This window comes from Paenibacillus pinihumi DSM 23905 = JCM 16419 (genome assembly GCF_000422505.1).
Lineage (GTDB): Bacteria > Bacillota > Bacilli > Paenibacillales > Paenibacillaceae > Paenibacillus_D > Paenibacillus_D pinihumi.
In genome coordinates this window covers 14,230-28,288 of record NZ_AULX01000019.1, presented here as the reverse complement: position 1 = coordinate 28,288, position 14,059 = coordinate 14,230, and the positions used below count along the sequence as shown (strand labels likewise).

Genomic DNA, 14,059 nt, shown 5'->3' with positions numbered 1-14,059 from the left:
CCAATGATTCACCACTATCCGGCCCGTTAATCAGCTTGCAAGACCAGACAATTTAACTGCAACTACAGCCGCCATTTCACGGGTAACTGCAGCGCGCGGCTCAAATCGGCCATTGTAGCCGGTCATAATGCCTTGTTCATACACCGCTTGAACCTGGGCTTCTGCATTCTTATACAGCTCTGCACTGTCCTTGAATACAACCGGCTTCGTGCCCGCCTTCAAATCGAAGGCTCTGGCAATCATAATCGCCATCTCCTGGCGGCTGATTGCCTGTTCAGGCTTGAAGGACGACGGGGTTATCCCTTGCAGATAGCCAAGCTCTCTAGCCTTCATAACATAGCCGTAATACCAGCTTGCCGGAGTGACATCCGTAAAGATCTGTTTCGCATCCTTATCAGCAGTCTGGCCAGTCAGCTTGACCAGCAGTGCGGCAAACTCTGCTCTTGTCATCGCCTGCTTCGGCGCAAAGCGCAGTTCCTTGACGCTTACTCCGTTCATAATGCCTTTATTCAGTGCCTCATATACCGAAGCTGCCGCCCAACCGGAAATTGCAGCATCGTCCACATATCGGACTGTTGGTTGCTCAGAGGCCGGGGTCAGTGCATACAATGGCGAAGCTCCCTCCGCAAAACGCTGATAGGCAACCAGTGCCAGCAGCGCCTGTTCGGTAGCCATTCCGTTGGATTTCTCACCCTTCGAATGTGCAAAGCCCCCATCGGCATTGCGGTACGAAAGCAGGTTGGCAAGTACATCCCCGCCGGACTTTGTGAACCGGCTCTCCTTCGGATTAATGCCGAGTGAAGTCAGTGCGATGATGACCTGAGCTGTACTTTCGCTGTTTTCATCTCCAAGCGACTTGAATCCGCCATTGGAATTTTGCACAGTGGACAGCCACTTCAGCGCTTTGTCTGTAGCAGCCTTGACATTCGTGCGATCCTGGTAAGGAGCAAGTGCAGCCAGAACCATCGCTGTCATATCGACATCCGAATCGCTGCCGCTCACAAGCGCGAAGCCGCCGTCTGTATTTTGAACACCGAGCAGCCAATCGACCAGCTTATCGCGGTTCCACTTGGCATCTGAAGGGACCTCATAACGTCCGCTATCCAGCGCAACCAGCGCAAATGCCGGGCCATTAGCTCCCTGATTCGTCATTCTGTCATGATTATAGATTGCAGCAATAAGATTGTATCCGCCAATGCGGGCCGGGTCGCCCCCGGCTGCCTTTACAGCCAGAGCGATGCGCTCAGCATCCGTTACTTTGTTGAACTTGCCAGCCTCATCCTGTACATGCTTGGCTGCGTCCTGCAAATAGCTTGCCGGAACACTCTTGCCTGCACGGGCAAGTGCAAAGGCTTCCCAATCTGACAACTTCCCTTTTGCCAGCACATGCTGGACAGCACTGTCAATTTCCTTGGTTACATCGACTCTGCCTGCAATTCCGCTGACAGCCTTGCTGCGGTCAATAACCGCGTATTTGGTGAAATGATCCGTCTTCCCGGTCAAAATACCCGTCTTGGCGTCAATGACAGCGGGAACTGGAATCCATTTGCCTGTTGACTCATTAAGCCATGCCAGAACAAGCTGGTCAGGCTGGTTCGTCTGTACCGGAACCTTCACTTGAATCGTCACCGGAGATTTAAACTTCGTGCCAGCCGGTGTAAAACGGTAAATCCCCGATACCAGCTCAACGCCGCTCGATTGAATCTCTTCAACCTTGATCGTCAGCTTCTCGGCCAATGCGCCAGCCGGAACCGTCAGCTTTACTTCTTCCTTGCCGTCTGACAAAACAGCTTCAGAACCCGTGAGGAATTCCTTCTCCATGTTCACCTGGTTGCTCTCCAGCGTTTTACGAAGCTGTTCTGCAACAGAAGCTGACATACGTTCCCCGGCGTTCAGAACAGCTGTCGTGCGGCTGACCTGATCGAGCGGAAGCTCATTATTCGGTAATAGCGACAGTTGTGCGAAAGCCTCTGCTACCGTCTTGGGACCGTTGCTATTGCCGCTTCCCGGCCCCGGGTTCCCGCTGCCGCCCGAAGGTGGAGAGGAAGAATCGTCAATAGGAGTTGTCGAGTCGCAGTCTTCGCCATTCAGCGTATAGCACCAGGACACGGAATCATTGGCACGCAGCTTATAGGCTGCTGCACTCATATTCGGGAACGTGCCGTTAACGGCATACTTCCAGCCGCTTTTTGGATATTTGGAGCTGAATTCTTCAGCGAGACCATCAATGCCAGACACATAGAGCGAATCTCCGGAGCCTCTTTTGGAGTGACTAATGCCCCGCTCGCCCAAAATCCGTACCAGCACACTATAGGCGGTGTCATCTTGCTCAAAACGCGTGCTCACCCTGCTGATAATTGTACCCTTCTTGCTGTGCCCGGTTACCGAGAGGGACACCGTGTCCGTGACCGGGCCGCCACCTCCCGGGTTGTACGGGAATACTGATAAAGGCTGCTCTGTACGGACAATGCCCGGTGATTTGTCTGTATATTGCGAGACAATCAGCTTATAATTGCCGGATGGCAATCCGCCTGTGAATGTGGCAACGCCGTTTTCATTTGTCGTCGCTTTCTTGCCGCCAGCCTCTACGAGCACACCGCCAGCCTTGCTGGATACAAATTCAAACTTGTTCCAATCCCACTCCAGCTTTGTTACAGCGACTTCAAAAGTCAAACCGGACTGCGGCTGCGACGGGCTTACTGTGATCGTACCTGGAAGCTGTGTAGAAGAACCGCCAAAATAAACGACAACTTCATCCTGATTCTGCAGGCTGAATTCGCCAATGCCAACTGGCGGGTAAATCCATTCTCCTCCCCTGCGGATCGCATAATTCCAGCCGTCATAAAGCTCGTAAGTTCCTGCATGAATACCGTTAATAGAGGAAATATAGCTGCCATATACGCTTTCTTTGACAACAGATTCGATCTTCTCTTCTCCGAGAAGCGCAAGCAGTCCTTCTAACGGACTGTATGCTGCTGCTTCTTTGGAAGCAAGAATAATGCCCTTCGGCCCTTCTACCCGGTACGTATTTGTTGTCTTCGGAAGACCGTTCACCTGGAGAGAAGTGACGTGACGAACCAGGAAAGGAACCTCATTTGTCTTATAGCCTGTTACCGTAAGCTTATAGCTGCCGGCAGCCTCAATGCCTGTAAACTGTGCTACGCCTTCTGCATTTGTAACAGCTTTGGAATCCCCAACCTGAACCTCTGCTCCTGCTGCCGCAGAAACTACGGGCTCGCTGGTACTTTTCTCATTATTCCAGACCCATTTGATTTGATTTACCAGTACCTTGAATGGCTGTCCGGATTTCGGTACCGAAGGGAGTACAGTGACAGAGTTGACAAGCTGAGTGTCAAAGCCTCCGAAATAGACAACAATTTCATCATCCGCAAGCGGCCGAAAGCCATCCATACCCACGTCAGGATAAATCCACTTGCCTTCACGATGTACCGCGAATGACCAATACTTAGTAGAACCCTCTGCTTTTTCGTTATTAATAGAATTAATTAACTTGCCCCAGCTGTACACTTCTTCCGTAAAAGGAATATCCTTCGCATTCAGCAGGCTTACGACAGCCTCATACACATTCTTGCCTGCCGCTTCACCGCTTGTAATTTCTCCAGACGCGCCTTCAATCCGGTAATGGCTGGCAGTTGATACCTGCCCGGCTACCTTCAGCTTGCTTGTATGGCGAACGACAGTTGGAACTGCATCTTTTTGATAACCGGTAATGATCACATCATGGCTGCCTGCCGGAAGCCCCTGCTCCAGAACAGCTTTGCCATCCGTATCTGTCGTAACAGAGATATCACCAATTTGAAGCTTTACCCCGGCTGCAGGGCCCTCTTCAATGATCTCCTTATTAGCGTTACCGTCCCACACTTTGCCCTTGGCAGTCACTGTCAGTGTAAATGCTTCCCCATCCTGCGGTTCAGCCGGAGTCGACATTATCGAGCTGATAATGCGTGTATCGGAGTAGCCTCCATAATACACAACGATGTTATCGTTTGACTCCAGTTTGAATGCTGCCATTCCCACGTCTGGAATAATGAGCTGATCTCCGCGTTTGACGGCAAACATCCAACCGTTCATTACACCCAGATAGCCTGCTGTAATGCCATCAATTGAACTTACATAGGAGCCGGCAGATGATTCCGTAACTACATAAGCAACCGATTTTCCCTTGAGAAGCGACTCCAATGCTGCAAGAGCGTCAGCACCTTTCGCCTCGCCGGACGCAACCGGACCTTGCAGTCCTTCAACCGTTACCGTTACATTTGCTGTAACAGGCGCTTCCTGATTCGGGAAGCGGTAAAGCGGACCTTCGCCCTTTGTGAACAAGTCATAAGCGACCAGTGCCTGCAGAGCCTGCTCTGTTGCCAGACCATTTGCGCCCTGTCCTTTGAGATGGCTGAAGCTGCCGTCATTATTCTGGTACTCCAAAAGCTCCTGAACCAGATTTACGCCGTTACTCGTAAAATCTGTTCCCGCAGGGTCAACGCCATACGACGTCAATCCGATGATCGTCTGGGAGATGCTCTCGGCATCCACGCCACGACCGGACTTGACCAGCCAGGCGACAATTTGATCAGCAGCGGTTTTTATTTCCTGCTGCTCTTTATATGGCGCAATACCGGTCAATGCCATGGCTGCCATATCAATGCCCAGTCCGAACGAACCGTCAGGAAGCTGCTTGTCCGTAATCAGCTTGAGCAGCTTGGAGCGGCTTGCCTGCGCATCCTCCGGCACGTTGTAGCTTTTGGAATCATAAGCAATTAACGCATAGACAGCAGCGTTAAGCTCAGTAATATCCGAATTATAAATGCTCTCAATCAGATTACGGCCAGCGACATCAGCCGCATTCCCGGTAACCGCAGAAGCAGCCAGTGCCAGTCTGGCATAATCCGTTACAGGAGCTTTCGGACCATCCGGCTTGTACAGCGCGGCAATATCCTGCTCCAAAGCTGTCTTGTAGCTTTGGGGAACCTGCTTGCCTGCCCGGACAAGTCCGATCGCCTGCCAGTCATAAATTTTATTTTGTCCAAGCAGATAGCTGCTCACCTTGCTGATTGCTCCCGTGACGTCCGGCTTAGCCTCCGGGCCATCCGCAGCATAAGCGCGATCCATGACCGCTACCGGAGTGGCCAATGTAGAGAATACGTACAGCCATGCCAGCATAAAGGCTGCAAATGCTCTCGATTTGAATCGAAATTTCATTGCGATTTCATTCCTTCCCATTTCTGTAGTACAGACCCTAACCATTTCATTCTTTCCGCAATTTATCATATAGCCCCTTAAAGAAGTTGTCTAGGTAGATTACAGGAAGCTCAAGCAACCTTCTCCAATGTCTGGACATTGAAAAAGGCCGCTATTCCGCTGCATGGAATAATTGGCCTTTGCCAAAAGATATATAGTTGTATGAATCTGAATCAGTATCCGACCTCGACCGATGCGATGACAACATAAATCAGATCGTTCTTGTCATCCTTGTCCGGCAGCACAATACCGCTTGTTGTCAGCATGCCACCATCCGTCACCTCGATGCTTACTTGCCCGTAAGGAAGCACCGCCTTCACTTCTTCCTCACGAAGAAGCTCCTTGTCGCATGGAACCGCAAGCTTCACATGCACCTTCAAATGATCCAGCGTGCCGCCCGGCAACACCGAGCGCAGCCCCGGCATGGAATTATGATGAATTGCATTTTTCACCGCACGTACAGCGGCTTTTGTAATATCCTGGCCGTGAAGATCCGTTCCCATCCCAATTTCAATAAACATCAGATTTTCCATCGAAAGGCCTCCTATATTCAGACTGTTATCCGGGAATTAAGATTTAGCTGCACGAATGCGGTAAGCGAGCATATATATGCCGGCGAGATCGTGGCGGTCCTGCTCTTCAAACCGGCTGACAGCCTCCTCAATATCCATCAAAACGACAGCTGCCACCTGCTCCCCGTCCGGAGGATTGAGCGGTTCCCCGAACAGCTCCACATCTCCATAGCCCACCAGTCTGACGAACTCCGGATGAGGAATATGGGGACGATAAGCCTTTTCCGCCAGAGAACGGCAGTTGAATTGGCCAAATACATAATAAGACTTAAGCTCGGCTCCCAATTCCTCCGCAGCCTCCCTGCGCAATCCTTGCATGAATTGTTCTCCGGGCTCCAGTGTACCGCCGGGAAGCTCCCAGCGTCCATCTTCAAGCTGGAACATGACGCACTGCTCCCCAATGAATGGCACCATGCTGACATTGCTGATTCTCTGGCTGTCCAGATCATAATCGCGTGTAAAGTCCGCCCTGACCGGTCCCCATTCTATCGTCTTCGCCAATGCCTCCGGGAGTTCTGCAACCTTGCTGTTTGTTTGAAACTCCAAGCTCCTCTTGGCCTCCTTCTCTTCCATAAGCAGCGCCTTGATTTCTTCGATGTCCTTTTTCAGCAGGTTCTGCTTCATAATCATATGGATTACCATCGTGAGCAGAAGTGCCCCTATAATCAGAATTGCATACGGGCTAATCATTATTAAAATAATACTTCCGACCAACACTAGGGCAAATAGCAAAATCATCACAGCCTGTTCCTCCTTAATTCCTGGAACGATAAGCACATTGATTTTGTCGGTCTGCCATGCTAGTTCAGCTTCAAATAATGAATCGTTCCGATATAATAGCCGATGGTGATAAATACTGTACACCATATAATTGCACCCAGTCCGGCAAACAGGATATAAGTACGCGGCCTAACGCCTGTCACACCTGCCATATAGCAGGTCAAATGCCGGACACCCGGTACATAATATCCGAATACGACCGTCCACATGCCATATTTTTGATACCAGCCCTCCACCCTGGCCAGCCGTTTGGGCGTAAGAAAGAGCCATTTTCCATACCGCCACAGCAAGGGCTTGCCGACCTTCTTCCCGATAAAATAACTGAACAGCATGCCAAACATGGCACCAGAGAAGGCTACTGCGACTGCGAATATATAAGTTAATACGCCTTGCGAACATAAATAGCCGACGAAGGTCATCAGCACCTCATCGGGAATTGGCAAACCGATAATACCTAAAGACAGCAGCAGGAAGATTGCAATGTAGCCGTATTGTGTAACAAACTCTTGAAGATTCTCCATTTCTCATTCTCCACCAGCCTAAAATTTTCAGACTTGTCCATTATAACCCATGAGTCGAAAAACTGCTAACATTTGTCTGTTCTTCTCTCTTGAATTCGAAAACATTAGCATGCCACATTGGGCACATCATATTATACTGAACTTTTATTCAGTATATATGATAATAAGCAGCCATATCAAGTCGACACAAACAACAGCAAGACTACCAATCTAAGCAACGGGAAAGCTGCTTTGGCATACAATTGGATTTACTCATCTTAATAGATCAGGCCCGCGGACGGATGTCCGCGAGCCTGTATTTGCTCTGTCACAAAGTTCCTTTAAATGTTTCAAAATTCAAATACATCTAATCATTGATCGGCCGCTTCCTTCTGAACCATACCGGCGCGGTTCTCATCCACAATTGAGACATGCTCCCAATGGCCTGTTCTGGCAATATGCCGTGTCCGCAAAATAAAGACTACCGCTGCCAGCAGCAGGAAAGCCGCGATATAGCCAAGCAAGATCCCGGCCTGCTCCCACACAAGACTGTAATCTGTGCCAATCGAGATAATCTGGCGGAAGCCGTTAATCGCATACGTCATTGGCAGATACGGATGGATGGCCTGGAAAAAGTCCGGTGTCAGCAAGCTTGGGAAGGTTCCCCCGCTTCCCCCGATTTGCAGCAGCAATAGCAGGAAAGCCGCATAGAGACCCACATTGTTCAATGCCGCATACAAAAAGAATATGATGGAGAAGAAAGCCATGCTGGTAATGAAGGTAAACAGGTAGAACAGCCAGGTGCTCTGCACCTCAAGCCCGACTCCCCATATAACGATGGAGTCCGCAAGAATGGATGACAACAAGCTGACAAAAACAATGACACTCAGCTTGCTGGCAAACCATGCAAGCCCTCTCTGCGGACGAATTGCAGCTTCCTTGAGTGAATAAGCCGAAGCGAACATCATTGTTCCTGCATAGAGCGCAATGCACAATATATAAGGTGCAAGCCCGACACCATAAGAGGCAATTTCATGCAGCTTGTGACCGACAAGTTCGGTTGGCGATGCGAACATATCATAATTGCCTTCATCGGCATGTACCCCGGTTTGCCCAGCGCCATCCTGCAAAGCGCTATGAAGCTTGCCGGTTCCGTCAGCAAGGCTTTTCGCACCTGTATGCAGGCTTGCAGAGCCGTCTGCAAGCTGGCGGGAGCCGGATTGCAGCTTGCCGGAAGCATGCTCCAGCTTATCCATTCCATCTATCAGGCTATGCTGTCCCTCCACCAGCTTGTCCAGACCGGCAGACAGATTGCCTCCGCCCTGAACGAGCTGTACAGCTCCTGCCTGCAGCGCATCGCTGCCGGATGCCAGCTGGCCTGCCCCGGCTTTGGCATTGCCAATCCCGGCTCCAAGCTTGCCTAGGTTATCCTCCAGCTTGCCGCTGCCTTCAGACAGCCGCTGTGCGCCTGCCGCTAGCTGCTTCTGGCCTTCTGCCAGCTTGCCGGCTGCACCCTGCAACTGCTTGCCGCTTTGTTCAAGCTCACCCAGTGCTGCGGACAGCTTCTTCAGCTCCGCAGGATCAGGAGAATCCTTCTCTGCCGCATTCTTCATTGCCGTATTCAGCTCATGCAGCTTGGTATTATAAGCTGCCATCTGTTCATTAAGCTTGTCTGATCCGGCCGATGAAGATTGCAGGCCAGTATTCAGTTCGGCAAGGCCGCCGTTAAGCTCCTTCGCACCGGCATGCAACTGGCCGCTGGCTGTCGCAAGCTCGCCCAGCCCGCCTTGCAGGTTGGCCGCTCCTTGCTGAAGCGACTTCGTCCCGTTCTCCAGCCCCTTCAAACCGTCCTGCAGCTTGACAGAACCGCTCTTCGCATCCTGCAGGCCGTTTTGCAGCTTGCCCGCTCCGCCCGCAACATCTGCCACCCCTTTGTTGAACGTGATCGTGCTGGCTGCCAGCTCCTTCAATTTATTGCTTAGCTCTTTCGAGCCATTCTCCACCTTTTGGGAGCCGTCATCGATTTTCCCGGCCGCATCGCTCGCTTTATGGAAACTGGAGGACACATCCTTCAGGCTGTCAAACAAGGAACGCGTGTATTCCTTGGTCACTTCAGCATCAATCTGCTCATTGATTTTGACCATTGCCGTCGCGCTGATCTGCGATCCGGGATAGTTCTTGCCGGGATTGGTAAAATAATTGAGCTGCATCTTCTTCGGCTGCTTGTCCATTACTGTAGCAGCATCCCGGGAGAAACTTGCCGGAATCTCGATGACGAGATAATAATTTTCCTTTTCCAATCCTTTCAGTGCAGTCTCCTTATCTGTAAACGTCCATTTAAAGGTCGTATTATCCTGCAAGTTATCCACGAAGTTTTTGCCGATCTCCAGATGCGACCCGTGATAATCCGCACCTTCATCCTGATTGACCACCGCTACAGGCAGCTGATCCGTATTCCCATAAGGGTCCCAATACGCTGACAGGAAGATCAGCCCGTAAAAGAACGGCACGAACAGCAATCCTACAATCGTAATAATCGTCATGGGCCTGCTAAAAATCTTTTTCCATTCTGCCTTCAGCATCTGCATTGAAATCATCCCTTGTTATCGATTGGAAACCACAGAACTAATTTGATATTTTGGTCATTTTAATGCGCACGAAACTTGCCCGCTGCCGTCCCGGGCAGGGACAGCAAATATTTCACACGAAATAGCCCTTACTCTACTTTAGGGTACCGTGTGAAATATTTGTTCCGATTGCTGTTGTTCCCGGATTTTTCAGTTCTTACTTGCAACCCCATGCAAAAAGTAAAATTCCACAAGCTCCAGTATACGCTCATCTTCCAATGGTTCACGGGTACTGGACCATTCCCTCGTCAGCGTCAAATAGGTTTTGACCAGCATGTAGGCCGTAATTTCCGGATCGCTTGGCTTCAGCTCGCCGCGTCTTGTATACTCCTCCACCTTGATCTTCACATATTGAATGAGCGCCTCCTCCGTCTGGCGGACACCTTCCATCGCCTCCGGAGTTCCGATATCCCGAATCTCATGCACCAGTTGGCAAATTAACGGATGATTGCTGCGGTAGGTCAGCACCTCGCGCAGGATTGTCCTCATATTTTCCTGAAAGGACTTTTCCTCCTTGTAAAAATACTGGGCCAGCTCTTGAATTTCTACATTAATTTGCATCATAATTTCATGAAACAAAATTTCCTTGCTCGGGAAAAAGGTATAGATCGTGCCTTTGCCGACTCTTGCGATTTTAGCAATCTGGTCCATTGTCGTCGCCTTGTAGCCGTATAAGGAAAAGGACTGTGACGCCGCCTTTAAAACTTCCTTCTTGCGGTCAACTTCGGGCATTTTGCTGCCGCACCTCCTATATGACCAAAATAACATTTCAGTTCTGTGGTCTTGAATGAATTGATTATAGCCGGATTTAATTGTACATGCAATCTTTTTTTACCGGTATTCTATTCCAGCTTCCTAACATGAGAACAGGCTGTTGGCGCATAGCCATATGTATTGCAGTTTTGAAAAGGAAACAGAAACTTGACTTCATTAAGCGAGGAGTAACAAGGAAGGGAGAATGATTGTGCGGACTAGCAGGAAGACAGAAACCTTCATTATGATCGTTGTGCCCCTCTCATCCATCAAAGAGTTCATTGCCATTGAATTTATTGGCAGCACGGCAGCTTATATGATCATCAAGAAGATAACGCATGTAGAAGTGCTGGCCATGGCGGGCAGCTTTGCGGCATCAGTTATACTTAAAAAAATGATGTTGTTTCTCCGCTCGCTGCCAGCCGGCCGGTACGCTTATTTTTTCAAAAACGAGAAAACATCAATATTGCCGAGAAAATATCCGATCAGGATGAAAAAAGTGCTCCAAAGCAGAGCTCCAGCTCCGGCGAACATAATGTACTGACGGGTCCGAACGCCGCTCATTCCTGAAATGTAACACGTAATATGCCGGACGCCAGGGATGAAATAGCCGAATACGATCGTCCACATCCCATAACGGTGGAACCAGCCCTCAACCCGCTCCAGCCTTTTTGGTGTCAGCTTGACCCATTTGCCATAGCGTTGAATTAGCGGCTTTCCGACTTTGCGCCCGATTGTATAGCTGAGCAGCATGCCGCATAATGCCCCGCTGAAGGCCACCAGAAAAGCCAGCGGCAGCTTCAGAACATAAACCGAGGCCAAATAGCCGACAAAGGTCATTAACACCTCATCCGGAACCGGCAGTCCGACAATGCCAAGCGCCAGAAGGCAAAAAATAGCTAAGTAGCCGTAATGTGAAATTAATTCCTGAACCATTTCCATAAGCGTATTCTCCGATCTGGTGGCTGTACTTGGCTGTAGTCATACGGTTAATGATGGCCGGAGCTTTCCACGGTCTTGACCTCCAGCACATCGAGCAGGAAAACAAATACCGGAATTCCGATAATCAGTCCCCATATGCCGAAGAAATGCTCCGAGAATAACAGGACGATAAACGTATAAAAGATCGGCAGGTGTGTCTTGGAAGACATCAGCTTCGGATTGAGCACATACGCCTCGATCGTATGCAGAACGACAATGAGAACAAGCAGGTAGACCAGATAATTAAAGCCTCCAATACTGTAGGCAATCGTTCCGAGCGGAATTAGCGAGATGAACACCCCGGCAACCGGAATCAGTCCGAGCAGGAATACAATCAGCGCAAGTCCGAGCAGATGCGGGAAGCCCATAATCCACAATCCGACTGTCGTTAGTATGGAATTGATCAGGGAAATTAAAATTTGGGTCTCAATCACTTTGCCGAACGTATGGATAAATTTGTTGCCAAAATAGCTGACTTCCTCGAACAGCCATCCCAGCTTGCTTTTTTTGAACTGCGCAGTGAAATGCGTAACCTTTGATTTCTCCAGCAGGAAGAACAGACTGAGAATGAGGGCGAGAAATACATTCAAAGCCACATGGCTGATTTTGACGACCAGATTAAAGCTCGGGCCAATCAGCTTCTGAAAATCAATCGAATTCAAATAGCCGAATATGTATCTTGTAAACTCCGTGTCCGGCGGATTAAAGTAAAACCATTTAAAAATTTTGTACAGCTGAACAATTTGATCCCCTATTGAAGGAACAAACTTGTAAAAGCCAAAAATTATAAGCAGCAACAGCAGGATATAAAGCAGCGGCAAAATGACTTTGGAAGGTACCGAGTAAAACCGGTCGAGCTGGCGCATGACGAACATATGCAAGCTGCCCATCAGAAACGTAAAGAGCAGCGTCAGCAAAATGAGATTCATCATGCTTCTTACACTAAAAATCAGCAGGCAGATCAGGGCCAGAATTAAAAAACGCCGCACATCCTTTTGCTTCAACCATCCTATAAAATCCTGCATTATGATTCCTCTTCCTTCAGGTTGTATTCGTAAAGCAATTACCAACCCTTTGTTCCAGCTTCGGCCCAAACAAGCGGAAATATACGTTACGGTGTTCTTTAAATATTATAGCAGGACAAGATTCGTTTGAATACCAAGCCGGCGCAACACCACTGGATCAGGTCCATCCTTCGAAGCACAGAAAAACCAGGTCCGTTCCCCTGGCTTAGTGTTTGTCATTCCCGCCATGATTCATACGCCTAACCCCAGTCGACGTCTGAATCGAAAAAAACCCTCCAGCTAATGGCCAAGCCACTCGCGGAGGGTCATCAGATTAAGTTATCCTTCTTTGCTGTGATACTGTTCAAGCTGCTTCATTTTTTTCAAATCATCCCTCAGCTCATCCTTGACACTGGTGTCGGACAGCTTGACTCCGGAGCGGTAGGCAGAGCGAATAACCAGATGGCCCGCTACCGGAGCGGTAAGGAATACGAATAATATGCCAAGCAGCAAGCGAATGCTGATCAGACCGTGCATAAACCAGAAATAGATGAAGGTGCCCAGAAGAATGAACAAAATGCCGAGTGTAACACTCTTGGTAGCAGCGTGGGAACGGGTGTAGATGTCCGGAAGCCGTATAAAACCAAGCGAGCTCAGCAGACTTAGCACCGTGCCGGCCAATACCATGACAGCGACAATGATCTCAATGATCGCGCTCACGTTCAATGACGACACCCCTTTCAATAAACTTGCACAGGGCAATGGTGCTCAAAAATGCCAGAATGCCGATCAGCAATATCGTCTCCAGATAGGCATGGGAATCCATCATAATACACAATACCGCTACAATGCCAATTACGCTGTAGCCGAGCGAATCAAGTGCCAGGACACGATCCGGCATCGAAGGGCCGCGGATAACCCGGTACAGGGAAATAACAATTGAGACCGACAATAAAAACATCGACAGAAGCATCAGGTAGTTAAACATCAGCGCATCACCTCTATAATCGCTTCTTCAAACAAATCCTTTGTCCGGACAATGGATTGCTTGAATTCCGCAACGTCCATCGCATGGATATACATAATTCCTTCTTTTGGCGCAATCTCCAGTACGGCCGAACCCGGAGTTAGCGCCAGCATATTGGTGAGCATAATAATTTCCCAGTCGGATTTCAGCTTCGTCTCAAGCTTGAAAATACCAGGCTGGATGTTCAGCTTTGGACGGGTAATTTGTCCGATGACAACAAGGCTGGATTTCACCAGCTCAATATTAAACAAAAGGAGCAGCTTGATAATCGACCAGATTTTGATCCCGTAGAACCGTCCCGGAAAAAATCTTCGCAGCGCAAATATAAAAATCATACCGATCAAATAACCAATTGTGAAGGTGAGCATATTCCACTCATCGTGGAGCAGCATCCAAACCATTCCAATAACGAGATTCAATAGAATTTGCAGCGTCAAACCAACAGCACTTCCTTCCTGCAGCCTGACTGTCTAAAGCGGCTTGCCCCGTCTTTGACAGATACAGCTTCGTTTCGCGTTGAAATATAAGAATCTCCAATACTCCATTTATCTATATCAGT

The 14,059-nt window shown here is 49.3% G+C and carries 11 protein-coding genes; all 11 read right to left on the bottom strand.

The annotated features are described in order from the left end of the window. Positions 1 to 30: 30 nt before the first annotated feature. The 11 genes from H583_RS31930 to H583_RS0105050 all read right to left on the bottom strand — a co-directional run bounded on the left by H583_RS31930 (position 31) and on the right by H583_RS0105050 (position 13,937). Positions 31 to 5,217, bottom strand: coding sequence for an S-layer homology domain-containing protein (locus tag H583_RS31930; protein ID WP_051236003.1), 5,187 nt, complete (start codon positions 5,215 to 5,217; stop codon positions 31 to 33). Positions 5,218 to 5,429: 212 nt separating this feature from the next. Next, positions 5,430 to 5,789 (bottom strand): Lin0512 family protein, encoded by a 360-nt coding sequence (locus tag H583_RS0105095; RefSeq protein WP_028559535.1) that lies wholly within the window; start codon positions 5,787 to 5,789, stop codon positions 5,430 to 5,432. 36 nt (positions 5,790 to 5,825) lie between these two features. Then, complete coding sequence (locus H583_RS31925) at positions 5,826 to 6,566, bottom strand: NUDIX hydrolase (protein ID WP_245585848.1); 741 nt, start codon at positions 6,564 to 6,566, stop codon at positions 5,826 to 5,828. Between the two features lie 62 nt (positions 6,567 to 6,628). Further along, positions 6,629 to 7,129 carry a DedA family protein gene (locus tag H583_RS0105085; RefSeq protein WP_028559533.1) on the bottom strand — a complete coding sequence of 167 codons (501 nt, stop codon included), beginning with the start codon at positions 7,127 to 7,129 and terminating at the stop codon, positions 6,629 to 6,631. Between the two features lie 350 nt (positions 7,130 to 7,479). Next, positions 7,480 to 9,696 (bottom strand): YhgE/Pip family protein, encoded by a 2,217-nt coding sequence (locus tag H583_RS31920; RefSeq protein WP_051236001.1) that lies wholly within the window; start codon positions 9,694 to 9,696, stop codon positions 7,480 to 7,482. A gap of 189 nt (positions 9,697 to 9,885) precedes the next feature. Next, positions 9,886 to 10,467, bottom strand: coding sequence for a TetR/AcrR family transcriptional regulator (locus H583_RS0105075; protein WP_028559532.1), 582 nt, complete (start codon positions 10,465 to 10,467; stop codon positions 9,886 to 9,888). 456 nt (positions 10,468 to 10,923) lie between these two features. Beyond that, entirely contained in the window at positions 10,924 to 11,430 is a 507-nt protein-coding gene (locus H583_RS0105070) for a DedA family protein (protein ID WP_028559531.1), read from the bottom strand. A 47-nt stretch (positions 11,431 to 11,477) separates the two neighbouring features. Then, positions 11,478 to 12,494, bottom strand: coding sequence for an AI-2E family transporter (locus tag H583_RS0105065; RefSeq protein ID WP_036708552.1), 1,017 nt, complete (start codon positions 12,492 to 12,494; stop codon positions 11,478 to 11,480). A gap of 318 nt (positions 12,495 to 12,812) precedes the next feature. Further along, on the bottom strand, positions 12,813 to 13,193 hold the full coding sequence (gene mnhG / locus H583_RS0105060) for a monovalent cation/H(+) antiporter subunit G (protein WP_342663513.1): 381 nt from the start codon (positions 13,191 to 13,193) through the stop codon (positions 12,813 to 12,815). Then, positions 13,177 to 13,461 carry a Na(+)/H(+) antiporter subunit F1 gene (locus H583_RS0105055; protein WP_028559528.1) on the bottom strand — a complete coding sequence of 95 codons (285 nt, stop codon included), beginning with the start codon at positions 13,459 to 13,461 and terminating at the stop codon, positions 13,177 to 13,179. Before H583_RS0105055 ends, mnhG begins: the two co-directional genes overlap by 17 nt. After that, positions 13,461 to 13,937, bottom strand: coding sequence for a Na+/H+ antiporter subunit E (locus H583_RS0105050; RefSeq protein ID WP_028559527.1), 477 nt, complete (start codon positions 13,935 to 13,937; stop codon positions 13,461 to 13,463). Before H583_RS0105050 ends, H583_RS0105055 begins: the two co-directional genes overlap by 1 nt. Positions 13,938 to 14,059 lie beyond the last annotated feature (122 nt).